Source organism: Chitinophaga niabensis (genome assembly GCF_039545795.1).
Lineage (GTDB): Bacteria > Bacteroidota > Bacteroidia > Chitinophagales > Chitinophagaceae > Chitinophaga > Chitinophaga niabensis_B.
Map to the genome: position 1 here is coordinate 2,181,521 of NZ_CP154260.1, position 16,234 is coordinate 2,197,754.

At 48.0% G+C, this 16,234-nt stretch carries 9 protein-coding genes; 2 read left to right on the forward strand and 7 right to left on the reverse strand.

The window, feature by feature from the left end:
* Nucleotides 1–99: 99 nt before the first annotated feature.
* Nucleotides 100–2,370 (forward strand): DUF7133 domain-containing protein, encoded by a 2,271-nt coding sequence (locus AAHN97_RS08670; protein WP_343307180.1) that lies wholly within the window; start codon nucleotides 100–102, stop codon nucleotides 2,368–2,370.
* 53 nt (nucleotides 2,371–2,423) lie between these two features.
* On the opposite strand, the gene AAHN97_RS08675 is transcribed toward AAHN97_RS08670, so the two are convergent.
* The 5 genes from AAHN97_RS08675 to AAHN97_RS08695 all read right to left on the reverse strand — a co-directional run bounded on the left by AAHN97_RS08675 (nucleotide 2,424) and on the right by AAHN97_RS08695 (nucleotide 9,161).
* On the reverse strand, nucleotides 2,424–3,494 hold the full coding sequence (locus tag AAHN97_RS08675; protein WP_343307181.1) for a hypothetical protein: 1,071 nt from the start codon (nucleotides 3,492–3,494) through the stop codon (nucleotides 2,424–2,426).
* Between the two features lie 60 nt (nucleotides 3,495–3,554).
* Nucleotides 3,555–4,085, reverse strand: coding sequence for a DUF192 domain-containing protein (locus AAHN97_RS08680; RefSeq protein ID WP_343307182.1), 531 nt, complete (start codon nucleotides 4,083–4,085; stop codon nucleotides 3,555–3,557).
* Between the two features lie 5 nt (nucleotides 4,086–4,090).
* Nucleotides 4,091–5,272, reverse strand: a complete 1,182-nt coding sequence (gene mqnE / locus AAHN97_RS08685) for an aminofutalosine synthase MqnE (protein ID WP_343307183.1) — start codon at nucleotides 5,270–5,272, stop codon at nucleotides 4,091–4,093.
* Nucleotides 5,269–7,434 (reverse strand): M43 family zinc metalloprotease, encoded by a 2,166-nt coding sequence (locus tag AAHN97_RS08690; RefSeq protein WP_343307184.1) that lies wholly within the window; start codon nucleotides 7,432–7,434, stop codon nucleotides 5,269–5,271. Before AAHN97_RS08690 ends, mqnE begins: the two co-directional genes overlap by 4 nt.
* A 92-nt stretch (nucleotides 7,435–7,526) precedes the next feature.
* Nucleotides 7,527–9,161, reverse strand: a complete 1,635-nt coding sequence (locus AAHN97_RS08695; RefSeq protein ID WP_343307186.1) for a NupC/NupG family nucleoside CNT transporter — start codon at nucleotides 9,159–9,161, stop codon at nucleotides 7,527–7,529.
* A gap of 186 nt (nucleotides 9,162–9,347) precedes the next feature.
* On the opposite strand from AAHN97_RS08695, the gene AAHN97_RS08700 reads away from it, so the two are divergent.
* Nucleotides 9,348–12,038, forward strand: a complete 2,691-nt coding sequence (locus tag AAHN97_RS08700; RefSeq protein WP_343307187.1) for a T9SS type B sorting domain-containing protein — start codon at nucleotides 9,348–9,350, stop codon at nucleotides 12,036–12,038.
* 55 nt (nucleotides 12,039–12,093) lie between these two features.
* Here the strand turns inward: AAHN97_RS08700 and trxA are convergent, their stop codons facing one another.
* Entirely contained in the window at nucleotides 12,094–12,411 is a 318-nt protein-coding gene (gene trxA / locus AAHN97_RS08705) for a thioredoxin (RefSeq protein ID WP_074238156.1), read from the reverse strand.
* Between the two features lie 106 nt (nucleotides 12,412–12,517).
* Nucleotides 12,518–16,156, reverse strand: a complete 3,639-nt coding sequence (dnaE, locus tag AAHN97_RS08710; protein ID WP_343307188.1) for a DNA polymerase III subunit alpha — start codon at nucleotides 16,154–16,156, stop codon at nucleotides 12,518–12,520.
* Between the last annotated feature and the right edge of the window lie 78 nt (nucleotides 16,157–16,234).

The window sequence follows — 16,234 nt, forward strand, 5'->3', positions numbered from 1 at the left end:
TATTCCAGCCCCTCTTATTTTCAGCCGCAGGTTTTTTTGATGGGTGGATTTGAATATTAGCGGAAGCGCAGTATTTTGGGAGTTATATCTTTTCGGGCTATGATTAAATTGATCGGATGTGCTTTAGCGGGGCTGGCGCTTATGTCGTGTGGTAACCAGGGGAAGTCCCCCAAAGCTGATTCCATTGCCATGCGTCAGCAATACGCGGAATCCCCGGTGCTGACGGCAGAACAATCCCTCCAACATTTAAAAGCGGAAGACGGGTTCAGTGTTCAGCTGGTAGCAGCTGAACCGCAGGTAATTGTACCCGTGGCAATGACCTTTGATGAAAAGGGCCGCCTCTGGGTAGCGGAGATGACCGGTTATATGCCGGATACTTCGGGTACCGGCGAAAATGCCATGAACGGCAAGATCGTGATCCTGGAAGATACAACAGGAGATGGCGCTATTGATAAACGTACGGTATTCCTGGATTCCCTGGTATTACCCCGTGCCTTGTGCATCATAGAGAATGGCCTCCTCGTTGCCGAGCCTCCCCGGCTCTGGTTTGTTGAAATAAACGGCGATAAAGCCGGCAAACGCACCCTTGTGGATTCAGCCTATACAGAAGGTGGTAATGTGGAACACCAGCCCAACGGCCTCCTGCGGGCTATGGACAACTGGATCTACAATGCCAAATCCAATAAAAGATACCGGAAAGAAGGTAACCGCTGGTTGAAAGAGGATACACATTTCCGCGGCCAGTGGGGCATTACCCAGGATAATTACGGCCGCCTGTTCTATAACAACAACTCAGAGAACCTGCTGGGAGATTATTTCTCACCGGGACTGGGCGCCGCCAATCCTAATCAGCGCAATGTAAAAGGGTATGATGAAAACATCGTACCGGATAACAATGTATATCCTGCCCGGCCAACGCCGGGTGTGAACCGTGGTTACATGAAAAAGGTGCTGGACGATAGTCTCCGCCTGATCAGGTTCACCGCAGCATGCGGCCCGGTGATCTACCGCGCAGGGCTATACGGCGCGGCATATGAAGGCAATGCTTTTGTGGCGGAACCTTCCGCCAACCTCATAAAGCGCAATATCCTGGAAGACAGTGGTTACCAGGTGAAAGGTAAACAGGCTTACAAAGGCCGTGAATTCCTGGCCAGTACAGATGAACGCTTCCGCCCTGTAAACCTTAATGTTGGACCGGATGGTGCTTTGTATGTATTGGATATGTATCGCGGTATCATCCAGCACAGGACCTTCATCACTCCTTATCTCAAAAATGAAATTGCTGTACGTAAGCTCACAGATCCTTTGAACTGCGGGCGTATCTATCGTATACTACCTAATGGTGCAAAACCAACGCCATTCAAGCTTACAACAGATCCGGCACAACTTGTTGCAGCGTTGGATCATCCAAATGGATGGATCCGGGATAAAGCACAGCAAATGCTGGTAGATGGTAAATATGCATCTGTTATTCCATTGTTAAGGCAACGCCTGGCCGATGTGAGCAAACCGATTGGCCTGTTCCACGCTTTATGGACACTGGAAGGCCTGCATGCATTGAACGTAGCAGATGTAAAAGCATTGACGAAGCAGCCGGATGTAACCATTAGAACACAGGCCATCTGGACTTTACCTTCTATCCTCAATAACAGTAATAAAGCAGCCGTTGCAGATATCCTGATCGGTTTGTTAATAGATAAGCAGCTGGCGCCCTCCCTGGCGCTTGTGCTCCCTGCTTTGAAAAAGCTGGATGCAGGCATGGCCAAACGTCTATCTGATGCGCTCTTCTACGGTTTCCCGAAAGATGTTTTTGTAGCAGATGCGCTGATCAGTAATGCAAAAGACCAGGAAGCAGCGTTGCTGGATGAAGTGATAGCATGGAACCCGGATACCAACCTGGTGATCCGCCGTCACCTGCAAAAGGTATTAAAAGACATCGCTAACCGCCGGAAAGCCAGCCAGGGCGATGCATTGGCAAAAGAATTCCCGCGCGGCAACCTGATATTTAAAACCGTTTGCCAAACCTGCCATGGTGCAGATGGAGAAGGCATCCAATCCCTTGCACCACCTTTGAACCATTCTGAAATTGTAACCGGTAAAAAGGAAAGACTGATCGCCATTGTATTGTTTGGATTGACCGGTCCGGTAGAAGTGAATGGCAAATTGTACAAAGCCCCTGAGATCAATGCGGACATGCCGGGGATTGGCAGTAATGATGAATTCTCTGACGGGGATATTGCGCAGCTTATGAGCTTTATCCGCAACGCATGGGGTAATAAAGCAGAGAAGGTAACGGAGAAGGATATACTGAGTGTGCGGGGGAAATATAAAGGCCGGCAGAAGTCTTTCACCATGGAAGAATTTAAATAAAAAAAACCGGTACTGGCTGAACAGTACCGGTACATACTCCCACAGTACCACGCCTACTTTGAATTCATTTGATTGATCAACGCGAGCAGCGCAGTTTCTGAAACTTCCTGCGGATCAAATGTTACACCCGTATAGGTTTTGCCTGCCAGGGGCGCTGCAATGGTTACATCTTTCATCTCTGCATAGAACTTGCCATTCACTGCACTGATAGCCAGGAAGGTACCTTCCAGCCCGATGGGGATAGATGTCTGATAACTGTGAAATCCTTTTTTACCAGCTGGTGCATTCAGGATCACATTGTATAGTTTAACGAGTGAGTTCTCATTCTTCGGTTTAAAGAACAGCATGCTGGGTTGTTCACCACCATAGGCCGCACTTGTTTCCTCATTGAAGTTATTAGCGAAGTAACCCATTACCGTAGTTTTAACGCCGGGGATATTATAGAGCACATCACAATTGCGCCAGTTCAGCAAAGAATCCAGTTTGAAATCCAGCGTACCGGTAGTGCCGTTGAATAAGGCATAACCATTCGCCTGTGTCCATTGGATACCCTTGTTCACGGCGTATTGCTGGGTGATGGTCACCGCAGTGTTCTCATGGTCATAACCAGTGGAAGTATAAGTAACCAGGGAATCTCCATCCCATATAGGCATTTCCCTGATCTGTGCTGCCGGTTTAGCGATCACCTGTACCAGTACAGCAGAATCCTTCTTCAATTGCAACTGGTTATTATTCTGGGAAGCTTTTACAAAGAATTCTCCGTAGGACACGAGGATGCCGCCATCTGTAGTAGTGGAAGGTTTGTTACCCAGGATCATTTCACTCACTTTGGTGATCTCTTTTATATCTACCACCACATTGCCGGTAACAACCTGGCCGGAGGCGTTAACGAATGCACCGGCGGGTATTTTATATTTGGTGCCTTTGGAGGTACTGATCACGCCGCCGGTGCTGGCGTCCACGGTAAAGCGTTCAACGGCGGGGCCATTTTTGGCAAAGAATTCGGTAATTAAGGCAGCATCCCTGTTCTGCGGTGTTTCAGGCGCATCGCTCTTGTTACAGGAAATAATGCTGAGAGCTGCAATCGCAGAGAGGAACAGTGGTTTTAAGGATAATGTTTTCATACTTGCTTTTGTTTGTTTGCAAGTAGATCAGCAGATGTTCCTTTTTGTTACCCCCTTATTTTAATTTTTTGTAAAAACGATCTTATCGCCGTATTTCACCTTGTATTTATCAGCAAAGCCGGCGTTGGTTTCCACTACATATTTGGCTTTCTTGAAGGAGGGGAGGCTCTCTTCAGATAAAGGGGTGGCGTATTTCTGGATGGATACGATCTCCTGGTCTGCCCCTACATACATGATATCCAATGAAATGTAGGTGTTTTTCATCCAGAAGGATTGTTCTTCCGCTTCCGCAAAGATGAACAGCATGCCCTGTGTATCCTGCATGGATTTGCGGTCCATGAGCCCCCTGGCGCGTTCTTCATCTGTTTCAGCTATCTCAATATCAATGGTTTTGATGGTATCGCCTTTTTCCTTGCCGATGAAAGAAAGTACCCCTTCTTTTTTGAAAACCGGGCCATTATCCGCTGCAGGAGCCGGAGCTGTTACGGTAGAAACAGCAGATGAGTCCGCCTGTGTGCCGGTTGGTTGGTTCTGGCAGGAAGCCATATACAGGCTGCCCCATGCAGCCAGTATGATGATCTTAAAATTCATAAATATCAGTTGAGTAATTCTTCTTCTGAAAAAACAACGTCACCATAATCCTTTATCTCATTATACACGGTATCCCGTTCTACCGGAACTCTGCCAGCCTGTTTAATGAGCATGGCCAGTTGTGCGGTGTTCATGGAAGGGTTCTGTTCTTCTGAACCTGCCATGGAATAGATCTTGGTGGTGTCATCGATAGTGCCATCCAGATCGTTCACCCCAAAGGAAAGGGTGAGCTGTGCGGTATTCCTTCCCAGCATAGGCCAATAGGCTTTCAGGTGAGGGAAGTTATCCATGTACAACCTGGCAACGGAATACATCTTGAGGTCTCCCACAATGGTGGATTCCGGTATATGTGCCATGTCGTTCTGTTTGTTGCGGAACTTCAGGGGAATGAAGGTATTGAACCCGCCTGTTTCATCCTGCAGCTGGCGGAGGCGCTCCATATGATCTATGCGGTGCCAGTATTCTTCAATATGGCCATAGAGCATGGTAGCGTTGGAATGCATACCCAGTTTATGGGCAATGCGGTGAATTTCCAGCCAGCCGTCTCCGTCCACTTTATCGTGGCAGATCTGGTTGCGGATATCAGGATGGAAGATCTCTGCGCCGCCACCCGGTAAGGACTGCAGGCCGGCTTCATGCATTTTTTTCATGCCTTCTTCCGTGCTGAGTTTTGCTTTGCGGAACATATAGTCCAGCTCTACCGGTGTGAAACCTTTCACATGCAGGTCAGGGCGGTGTGCCTTGATCTTTTGCATGAGTTCAATAAAGAAATCCAGGTTCATTTTGGGATGTACGCCACCTACAATGTGTACTTCTGTAACAGGCTGGCTATCGTACTTCTTTACAATGTCCAGCATCTGGTCGATGCTAAGTTCCCAACCTTCTTCACGGTTTTTGTATAACCTGGAATAAGAGCAGAATTTGCAGGTAAATACGCAAACGTTGGTAGGTTCTATATGAAAATTACGGTTGAAGTAGGTTTTGTTGCCATGTTTCCTTTCTCTTACATGGTTGGCCAGTGCACCGAGTACGCCGATATCTCCTTTCTCAAACAGCGTTACGCCGTCTTCCTGCGTAAGCCTTTCCTGTTGCAAAACTTTGTCAGCGATCCGGCGTATATCCTTGTCCAGAGAAGCGGCATTGAGTATGGTCAGTAGTCCCGGCTGTGTTGCTATGGTCGTCGTCATTTTGCTTTCACTATTTTATAAGTCCTCACCTGTTGCGTGTAAAACAACTTCACAAAGTAAACACCATTTGCCCCATTTACCAAATCAATTGTCACCCTGTTACCCACGCGGGCTAACGGTTGCTGCTGATATACAAGCCTTCCCGAGGCATCAAAAAGAGCAATGCCCAGCAGGTCTTCCGGCCAGGTGCTGAACTCAACATAAAACTGCCGGCTGAAAGGATTGGGCCATATAAGAATGCCTTTATCCCGGAGGGTGCTGTTCACATCCTTTTTGAAGATATTGACCTGGTCTATATACACATTGTTCTCGTAATTGGTGGTATTGCGGAACACTACCCTGAATTGCTTATTCCGGATAAAAGGGGTAAGGTCTACCGTGTCCGTACGCCATTCGCTGGCGGCAGGAACAAATTCCTGGGTGGTAGGGATGGTCCTGGTAACCAGCGAGCTGCCCCATTTCTTATAACCGGTGGGAATGAATGTTTTACCACAGTCCGTTGTCAGCAATACTTCCAGTGTATCCCAGGGATTATTGGGCATGCCAACAGGACTGGCAGTAGCAGCGGCGAGGTCAAAAGAGAGGAAGATAGAGTCTGCATTGGCAGCATCTACTATCGGGCCAAGCAGGTCATCTATTTCATCATTGCGGGCATAGCCGAGGTTGCGCATCAATGCAGCACCGGCGCTGCCTTTGCTGCCAATGGTGGAACGCTCCCAGGTAAAGCTCCTGTCAGGATTTGAGATACTGAATCCGGCAGGAGGGAAGAGCGTATTATCAAAGTTTTCTGTAAATGGTATGCTTACTTCACGGCGGTAGCTGAAGTTCACAGCCGTCGTATCATTATCCGGCTGATCGTCTGCTGCGCCGTTTGGTTGAACGGTATATGCTTTTAAGGTGGAATTGCCTTCCCCGGCCGTAAGAACAGGGAGGGTAACTTCTGTTTGCTGCAGCATGGTGAGGCTGCCCGTCCAGCTGTAATTTACCGGTGTACCGCCGTTGATGGTGTAACGGATGGTTACGCTGGTGAGCGTTTCAGATCCGCGGTTCTTTAAAGTCACAACGGGTGTTTGTCCTGCTTCGCAGAGATAACCCTGCGGTTTGGCTATTGCAGTAATGCCGGCGTCTTTCGTTTTCAGGTTCACAGGGGTGCAGCCGTCTGAAGTGATCAGGGAAGCCCTTTGTGCATCTATCGCATTCCGCATACGGTCTGTTTGCCCTGTGGTGAAAAGGTACATGCAGGCATCATTCACATAATCCATGTAATTCATGAACATGATACCGGGAGCAACGTTGGTGCAATTGTCCAGCTGCGGGAAAGCGGGGCAGTTGTAGGTGTGATCGCTCTGCAGGGGCGTATCGTCCACGCCGTCATCCTGTGTACAACCACCATTATCATCAGCCCAGGTATGTTTCAGTCCAAAGAAGTGCCCTATTTCATGCGTCAGCGTGCGGCCCAGGTTAAAGGGAGCCTGTGCGCTGCCCATTCTGCCAAAGGCCCTGTAATCCACTACCACGCCATCTTCTGCAGTAGGGAATATATTGCCGGGAGGGGTGGCTACGCCCAGGTAATCACTGGCCAGGTCACATACCCAGATGTTCAGGAAGCGGGTGTTATCCCAGCCGGGCGCACCGCCGGAACTGGTATATTTTACTTCACTGGCGCTGCTATTCACTGAAAAGGCAGCATGTGTAGTGGTGGTGCGGGTGATACCGGAAGAAGGGTCCCCGTCCGGCGTACGTACGGCCAGGCAGAACTGGATCTGCGGGTTGCCTGTCCGGGCCTGCCATACGGCTGGTACTTTATTGATATCTGTATTAGCGGCCAGGTAATCCAGGTTAAGTGCTGCCAGCTGGTCCAGGATCTGCTGGTCTGTTACCTGGGAAGGGTTGGGTAATACAACATGTACTACTACGGGGATATTGATGAGCGGATTTACACGGAAGAGCCTGTTGTCCGGTCTTTTCTTCTGAAGGTCCAGTTCTATAGCCTGCATCCTTTTTGCCAGTTTGGGTTGTGCCGCCAGCTTTTGTGCCAGCACTTCCGCAGTACCACATTTGCGTTGGGCAAAGCTTCCAAAACCTAAGAAAACGAATATGGAGATCAGGGTAAAGTTACGCAAGTTGTGTTCATTATAGGTGATAGTGAATAGTATATGCAAAAAATGCACGGTTTTCCTTCCTGTAAATGTACTCACACTAGGCGAAATCTGCGTTATTTTTCGATTAACGGACTGTTTTTCCGGTTGAATGATCAGGATAAGGCGCCGGCTATGCAACCACACATCAAACAGGCGATGGTGCCACCTATCAGGGCCCTTACGCCGAGTTCCGTGAGGTTCTTCCGCTGATTGGGTGCCAGCTGGCTGATCCCCCCGATCTGGATGCCTATAGAAGCAAAGTTGGCAAAACCGCAAAGTGCATAGGTAGCGATCAGTAACGACTTGGGATTGGTGATCAGGTTAGCGGCCTTCATCTCTCCCAGGGATTTATAGGCCAGGAATTCATTCAGGATGGTTTTTTCACCTAATAACTGGCCGATGCTGAGCATATCCTGCGAGGGTACGCCAATGATCCAGGCAATAGGGGAGAACACATACCCCAGGATCAGTTGCAGGGATAATTCCTTATACCTTCCCCCGCTGATGGCATTGATCTCCGCATTCAGGTTGGTTTGATCACCTACCCATCCCAGCATGGCATTCAGCACATACATCATAGCGGTAAAAACAATCAGCATAGCGCCTACATTCACGGCGAGTTTCAACCCGTCTGTAGTACCCAGCGAAAGGGCATCAAGGAAGTTATCGCCCAGTTTTTCTTTCGGTATCTTCAGTTCCTTGGAGATCAGGTGTTCCTTTGTTTCCGGGAATAATATTTTAGAGCAAACGATGGCGGCAGGCGCACTCATAATGCTCTGGCTGAGCATGTGTAAGGCAAAATATTCCTGCTGTGTTACATCCGTTCCTCCCAGCATACCAACATAGGCAGCCATTACGCTACCCGCGGTGTTGGCCATACCACCGATCATAATGCAAAGGATCTCAGAGCGGCTCATGCCTTCCAGGTAAGGGCGGATCATCAGCGGCGCTTCCGTTTGGCCCAGGAAAATATTAGCGGCGGTAGAGAGACTTTCAGCACCGGAGATCTTCAGTTTATTCAGGAGATAAGCAAAGATGTATACGATCTTTTGCAGGATGCCCAGGTAGTAAAGAATGGAAGAAAGCGCTGCAAAAAAAATGATGTTCGGTAATACCTGCACCGCAAAAATATAAGCCCAGTTACCGCTGGCATCTGCCAGTGCGCCGAACATGAATTCTGTACCGGCATGACTGTTATTGATCAGCGCCACAAAAGAACTGGATACGGAAGAAAGAACGCTGCGGAATATTTCAGGATTACATAAACGCGTAAATACACAAACAGCCAAAAGGATGCAGGCGGTGAGGATGGTCCATTTCAGCAATTCCAGAGAGCGCTTCTGCAGTATTTTGATCATGGCAACAATGGGCACAAGACCTATTGTAAATGCAATGGCCGGAAAAGCATACTGATGGCTGCGGATGATACCAAAATAGAAACCTGCCAATCCTGCCAGTGCCAGCAGCCAGCTCAGTGCATCTTTGGGCAGATCAAAACCTTCCTGCTGTTTCCTGCGGAAACGGTTATAGGTGAAGATCAATACCATGATGATGAAGAGCTCCCAGAAAACGGGTTGCCCGCCGGCCTGGGTGTTGAGTACGCCCATAGCAAACATAACCTGTGCAAAGATGCCCAGCCCTACCAGTTTCCAGTTAATGGCTTTTCGATTATTGCTTAGCAGATAACAAACCAGGATAAGAAAGAACATTCCCAGGAATCCACGGGTAAGATTTTCCCAATGTAGCATGCATTAACAGGTTTGGTTGTGAGGTTGCATATTATAGAGCAAAATAAGGGAAAGTAGCCATATGAAGAGAAAAAGGTGTGCAATTTATTTGATAATGCGGCGGTGTTATATGAAAATTAATATTATATAGTTAACTTGCGCCAGATTTTTCAATAATTCCCGAGTGGCCTTTACCCTTACCTAAGTATGTTAAGATTCAACCGTTTGTTTATCTGCCTATGCGTACTCTTTATTCCCGGTATAGCAACCGCACAAACTGCAGGATTCCTGGCACCGGATACGGTCTGCGTTAATGAGCCCATCAATCTTCAGAATACTTCTGCCGGCATTACCAATTACTTATGGAACTTTTGTTCCGGTACGGTATATAGTGCGCCTCAACTAACCAACCTTGGCAATCCGGGAGGTAATTTTACTGACCCGGTATTCTCTGCTATCGCCAAAGAAGGGAATAACTACTATGTGTTTGTAGTCAATAATACGCATCGGGACCTGGTAAGACTTGATTTCGGCAGCAGTTTGCTGAATACGCCAACGTCCATCCGTCTGCCGAACCTGGTACCGCCCAGCGGGGAAGGTATCCAGATCGTGCAGGATGCTGCAGGCTGGCATGCAATCATTGTAGGAGGAACCGTGGCACAGGGTTCAAGGATTGTGCGGGTAGATTTCGGAGCTTCTCTGGCTAATAATGCACCCACCGTTACCAACTGGGGGAATATAGGAGGTATGGCTTATCCTACAGATCTGTATATTTTCCAGGAAGGAGGCAGGTATTATGGCTTCACCAATAACTTTCAAGACGCCACCATTACCCGGCTGGATTTTGGAACTGACTTCAGCAATCCGCCAACGGGTTTTAACATGGGTAACTTCGGTGGTTTGATGAACAGACCTTCCGGTATTTTTGCGGTGCAGGAAAACGGCAACTGGTACCTGCTCGTAACCAATGAAGGTTCCAATAAACTGGTGCGGTTAAATTTCGGGCCTTCGCTGCTGAATAACACGCCCACTGCGGTAGACCTTGGTAATCCCGGAAATGTATTTAACCATCCCCGGGATATCAGTGTTGTGAAAGAGTGCGGCCAAACGATGGCTGTAGTGGTGAATGGTATCCTCAATGGTACTCCCTCTATTTCCCGCCTGAACTTTGCGGGTGGGGTAGCTGGAACACCCAGTGGTACTGACCTGGGTAATCCGGGATCAACACTCGCTTTCCCTGCTTCCATTTCTTCTGTGTTCCGTGTGGATAATGAATTGTATGCATTCATTCCAAATGTGCAGAATGGCACCATGTCCCGCGTGGCATTCAGGAGCTGTTCGGATGCGAGCATTCCAAATGCAACAACCGCCACGCCGCCTGCTTTCCACTATACACGCCCCGGGCATTATACGGTGAACCTGATCACGGATGAAGGAACGGCTTTCCAGCAGAGTTTCTGTAAGAACATTGTGGTATTAGATCCTCCTGTTGTAACACTTGGAACGGATATCATTGTTTGTAATGGAGCAACCGTTAACCTGAATGCCGGCGGAGGGTTCAGCCGTTATTCCTGGAGTACCGGTGCTAATACACAACAGATATCTGTGACCACCAACGGACTGTATGATGTAACGGTAGACAATGGCGGATGTACAGCAACAGACCAGATACAGGTAACGTTCAATAATATCATGACCGTCAATCCGGTTACCACAGATATTGATTGTACGCATTCCACCGGTACCGCTACTATTGGCGTCACGGGCGGCACTGCGCCTTACAGGTATACCATGGACAACGGAACGGAAACCACCGGTAATGTGTTCTCCAACCTGGCGCAGGGAAATCATATCATCAGCGTAAGGGATGCGGTTGGATGTATCACCACTGAAACTTTTGCTATCAATATTGATAATACAAGGATCATCCGCTTCACCGCATCCGGGCAGAATCCCACATGCTTTGGCTTACAGGATGGTACTATCTCAGTGTTGGTAACACAGGGTATTCCTCCTTTTGAATTTGCGCTGGGAACACAGCCGCCTTTTCAAACGCAACCGGACTTTACAGGATTAGCGGGAGGTACCTATAAAATATATGCACGGAACGGTGTTTGTCTGGATAGCCAGATGGTGACGCTGGTAGCACCTGCACAGGTTGTTGCAACGGTAGCAACCCTGGATGAGATGTGTGATAATGGAAATGGTTCAGCCCGTGTTACTGTTACAGGCGGCACTGCGCCTTACGATATCCTGTGGAGTGATGGCAGCACCAATACTACACTCACGGGCCTGTCTGCAGATGATTACAGTGTAACAGTGAGTGATGTGAATGGTTGCGGCAGCACAACAAATTTCAGCATTGCCAATAACCGGACAGACCGTGTGCGGATCATTAATAACGATACAACGATCAATATCGGGGATGAGATCATACTGAGAGCAGAAAATGCACCTGATTATGTATGGGAACCAATAGATGGCGGGCTGAGCAGTTTAACCGGCGCCATTACCAGCGCAAGGCCGGTGAGAGATACAAGGTATATTGTGCGTACGCTTACGGGCACTAACTGTATCACTTCAGATACGGTGAATGTAACGCTCACTTATAACAGATCTTTCCAGATGCCTACTGCATTTTCTCCCAACAGGGATGGTGTGAACGATCTGTTCCGTCCTAAAAGCCAGGGGCTGGTAGTGTTTCATATGCTCATTTACAACAGGTGGGGGCAGTTGCTGCACCAGACTGCAGATCAGCGGAAAGGATGGGATGGTAAATTCAATAATGCTCCGGCGGATATAGGCACTTATATCTACGTAGTAGAGTATGGATTCTGGGATGATACCGGGAAAGTAGTGATAGAAAAGAAACAGGGTTCTTTTACCCTGATACGATAATAAAAAAGGGCCGCTCAAATGAGCGGCCCTTTCAATTTTATGCTTTCTCTAAAGATTAGAGGTTTGCCTGAATTTTCTTTTCCAGTACAGATCTTGGAACAGCGCCCACCTGCTTGTCTACCACCTGGCCATTTTTGATGAACAGGATAGCAGGAATGCTGGTAATGCCGTAGTTCATGGAGATCTGAGGGTTGTTGTCTACATTCACTTTACCTACGTTCACTTTACCATCGTAGTCTTTAGACAATTCTTCGATCACTGGTCCGATTGCGCGGCAAGGACCACACCATTCTGCCCAAAAGTCTACCACGGTTAATTTATCCGAATTCAATACACTGGATTGAAAGTTCGCATCTGTGAATTCTAAAGCCATTTTTATAGATTTAAAAGTTTATAATTTCTATGATTGGTTTCTGTGTTTCGCTCTGCAATATATGCAAAAACTAAACCGGTGTAAAAGTACTGCTTTTTTGACACGCCTACTTATTGATTGTGTCAATATAGATATCGATATCCGGCTGTTTCATTAAGAACTGCGCCAGTTCGTCATTCATCTCAATATGCCGGTTAAAAGTATGCAGTTTTACGGTCAGATCTTCCTGCCGGTCTATCAACTGCATGTAAATCTCACATTTCCCCGGGTTTTTAGCCGCGTTGTCCACCAGGAAGTCGATAATCTCCGGCGTAATGTGCTGCGGCATGGTAACCAGCCCTAATTTCTTCGTATGAGCCCTTTTTACCTCCTGTAGCAGGTGCATGCCCTGGATCTTGAATTCGTACTCGTTTTCGTTAAAACGCTTGGATTTGAAGGCGCCATTCACATATAAACAGAGTCCCGCCTTGAAATGGGTGGTGAATTTCAGAAAATCCTCACTCCAGAGGGCAAATTCGAACTTCCCTGTCATATCCTCCAGGGTCATGATGCCGAACTGTTTATTGTTCCGGGAGATCCTTTCCACCGCGCTGGTCACAAAAACAGCCATGCGGAAGGAGCGTTCCCGGCCCTTATTGTTGTCAGAAGCCACAGAAATGAGGTTCTGGTAGTCCAGCACCTCCTGGATGGTGTTCATATTGTAATACTTCATCTCAAACTTATAATCGTCCAGCGGATGCCCGGAGATATAGATCCCCGTCACATCCCTTTCATTATTAAGTTTGATGGTCAGCGGCCACTGATCGCAGTTGGGGATCTTGGGCGGCTGGATGTCCAGCATCATGTCATCTCCAAAGAGGCCGCCTGAATTCTGGCTGCCGGCCTGTACCTGCTGCCCGAACTTCACGATCTTATCCAGCCCGGTGGTGTTATCACCATCTGCTTTGTAGAAGTATTGTGCCCGGTGCAGTTCCGGGAAGCAATCGAAGGCGCCTGACATGGCCAGGGCTTCCATAGACTTCTTGTTCACCGCACGTTGGTTCACCCGCTTCACCATATCGAAAATGGTAGCGTATGGCCCGTCTTTTTCCCGTTCTTCAATAATGCTTTCAATAGCTGCTTCACCCACACCTTTCAGGCCAGCCAGTCCAAAACGTACCTGGCCTCTTTTATTCACGGCAAAACCTTTGTAAGATTCGTTCACATCAGGTGGCAATACATCCAGGCCCATGCGTTTACATTCTTCCATGAAGAAGGTGATCTTTTCCAGGTTACTGGCGTTGTTCAGTACAGCAGCCATGTATTCAGCAGGGTAGTGGGCTTTGAGATAAGCCGTCTGGTAAGCCACAAAGGCATAACAGGTGGAGTGGGATTTGTTGAACGCGTAGGAGGCGAATGCTTCCCAGTCCGTCCAGACCTTATCACACATTTTCAGATCATGGCCGTTCTCTTTACAGCCTGCCATGAACTGTGCTTTCATTTTATCCAGTACCGCCTTCTGTTTCTTACCCATGGCCTTCCGCAGTACGTCCGCATCACCTTTGGAGAAGTTAGCCATCTTCTGGCTGAGCAGCATCACCTGTTCCTGGTATACGTTGATCCCGTAGGTTTCTGCGAGGTATTCTTCCATGATGGGCACATCGTACACCACCGGCTCCAATCCGTGCTTACGGCGGATAAAGGTGGGGATGTATTCCAACGGGCCGGGGCGGTACAAGGCGTTCATGGCAATGAGGTCAGCAAACTTATCCGGCTTCAGCTCGCGGAGGTACTTTTGCATCCCCGGGCTTTCAAACTGGAAAGTACCGTTGGTTTCTGCTTTCTGGTATAATTCGTAGGTGAGGGCATCATCCAGCGGAATATCATCTATCACAATGTCTATACCATGGTTCTTTTTAATAAGCTGGAGAGCATTCTTGATAATGGTGAGGGTCTTCAGACCCAAAAAGTCCATCTTGATCACGCCGGCGCTTTCAATGATGTTTCCTTCAAACTGGGTCACCAGCAGGTCGGAATCTTTCGCTACCGCAACGGGGATCAGTTCAGAGAGGTCCTGCGGCGCAATGATGATACCCGCCGCGTGGATACCGGTGTTCCGTACGGAACCTTCCAGTACGCAGGCTTCCCGGAGCACCTCTGCCTGCAGATCGTTTCCTTTGATCAGTTCCCGGAGTTTCTTCACATTTTCAATATCCTCACCGGCCAACCCTTCTTTTTCCTGGAGGCTTTTTTCACCTTCCAGCGGCGCGTTGAAAATGCGGGAGAGCTGAATACCGGGTTTATCCGGTACCATTTTGGCCAGGATGTTGGATTCCATGAGTGGCAGGTCCATTACACGGGCTACGTCTTTGATACTCATTTTAGCCGCCATGGTACCGTAGGTGATGATCTGCGCTACCTGTTGCTTGCCGTATTTCTCAACAACGTAATCAATTACTTTCTGACGGCCTTCATCATCGAAGTCCGTATCAATATCCGGCATGCTCTTACGTTCCGGGTTAAGGAAACGCTCAAACAGCAGGTCGTATTTAATAGGGTCAATATTGGTGATACCAATGCAATAAGCTACGGCAGATCCTGCCGCAGAACCACGGCCCGGGCCGATGAATACACCCAGATCACGACCGGCTTTGATAAAGTCGGATACAATGAGGAAGTAGCCGGCAAATCCCATCTTCTCAATAACATCCAGCTCAAAGTTGATACGCTCTTCAATTTCCGCCGTCATTTCTGCATAACGCTTATGCGCACCTTCCATGGTAATATGGCGGAGGTATTGGTCCTGTGTGAAAAAGTTGGCAGGGATAGGGAAGTTGGGCAGCAGAATGTCCCGCTTGAGGTCCAGCAGTTCTATCTTATCAACGATCTCATTTGTATTGTCTATCGCCTGCGGAAGATCAGAGAACAGTTTTGTCATTTCATCCGTGGTCTTGAAAAAGAACTCATCGTTATAAAATGCGAAACGTTTATTCTTTGTCATCACATCATCGTCAGAAAAGTCCTTCATAGTAGGCGTACTTTTCTTTTCGCCGGTGTTGATACAAAGCAGGATGTCGTGTGCGTTGGCGTCTTTTTTATCAACGTAGTGAGAGTCATTGGAGGCAATGATCTTCACGTTGTATTTATGTGCAAATCTTACCAGTACTTCATTCACGGTGATCTGTTCAGGAATGCCGTGGCGTTGCAGCTCTACGTAGAAGTCTTCTCCGAATATATCCAGCCACCATTTGAATTCTTTTTCCCCGGCTTCTTCTCCATAACGCAGGATAGTTCTTGGAACGGAAGCACCGAGGCAGCAGGTGGTAGCGATCAGCCCCTTATGATATTGAAGGATCAGTTCTTTATCGATACGGGGATATTTACCATACAGCCCTTCCGTGAATCCCATGGAACAGAGTTTGATGAGGTTGCGGTAACCTTCATCATTTTTTGCAAGCATCACCTGGTGGTAACGTGCATCTTTTTCTTCCCTTGTAAACTGGCGCTTGTGGCGGTTCTCCACCACATAAAATTCGCAGCCCACAATAGGCTTCACTTTCAGGCGTTTATCCTTTGGATCTTCCGGATTTAACTTGTTATTGTATGCTTCTGCAACAAATTGAAATGCACCGAACATGTTACCATGGTCAGTGATGGCAAGAGCGGGCATGTTATCCGCCATTGATTTCTTGTAGAGCGACTTAATATCGGCAGCTCCGTCCAGCAGTGAGAACTGCGTATGCACGTGCAGGTGAGAAAATTTCATTTTTTCAGATTGTATGGAAGCAGACTAAACGGCAAAAATCGACATTTTTTTTATATTGCAGACTTTTAAAACTGGTGT

Bases quoted from the DNA above. Each gene is read 5' to 3' on its own strand.
- AAHN97_RS08670 (WP_343307180.1), top strand. From the start codon at position 100: ATGATTAAATTGATCGGATGTGCTTTAGCGGGGCTGGCGCTTATGTCG.
- AAHN97_RS08675 (WP_343307181.1), bottom strand. From the start codon at position 3,494: ATGAAAACATTATCCTTAAAACCACTGTTCCTCTCTGCGATTGCAGCT.
- AAHN97_RS08680 (WP_343307182.1), bottom strand. From the start codon at position 4,085: ATGAATTTTAAGATCATCATACTGGCTGCATGGGGCAGCCTGTATATG.
- mqnE (WP_343307183.1), bottom strand. From the start codon at position 5,272: ATGACGACGACCATAGCAACACAGCCGGGACTACTGACCATACTCAAT.
- AAHN97_RS08695 (WP_343307186.1), bottom strand. From the start codon at position 9,161: ATGCTACATTGGGAAAATCTTACCCGTGGATTCCTGGGAATGTTCTTT.
- AAHN97_RS08700 (WP_343307187.1), top strand. From the start codon at position 9,348: ATGTTAAGATTCAACCGTTTGTTTATCTGCCTATGCGTACTCTTTATT.
- trxA (WP_074238156.1), bottom strand. From the start codon at position 12,411: ATGGCTTTAGAATTCACAGATGCGAACTTTCAATCCAGTGTATTGAAT.
- dnaE (WP_343307188.1), bottom strand. From the start codon at position 16,156: ATGAAATTTTCTCACCTGCACGTGCATACGCAGTTCTCACTGCTGGAC.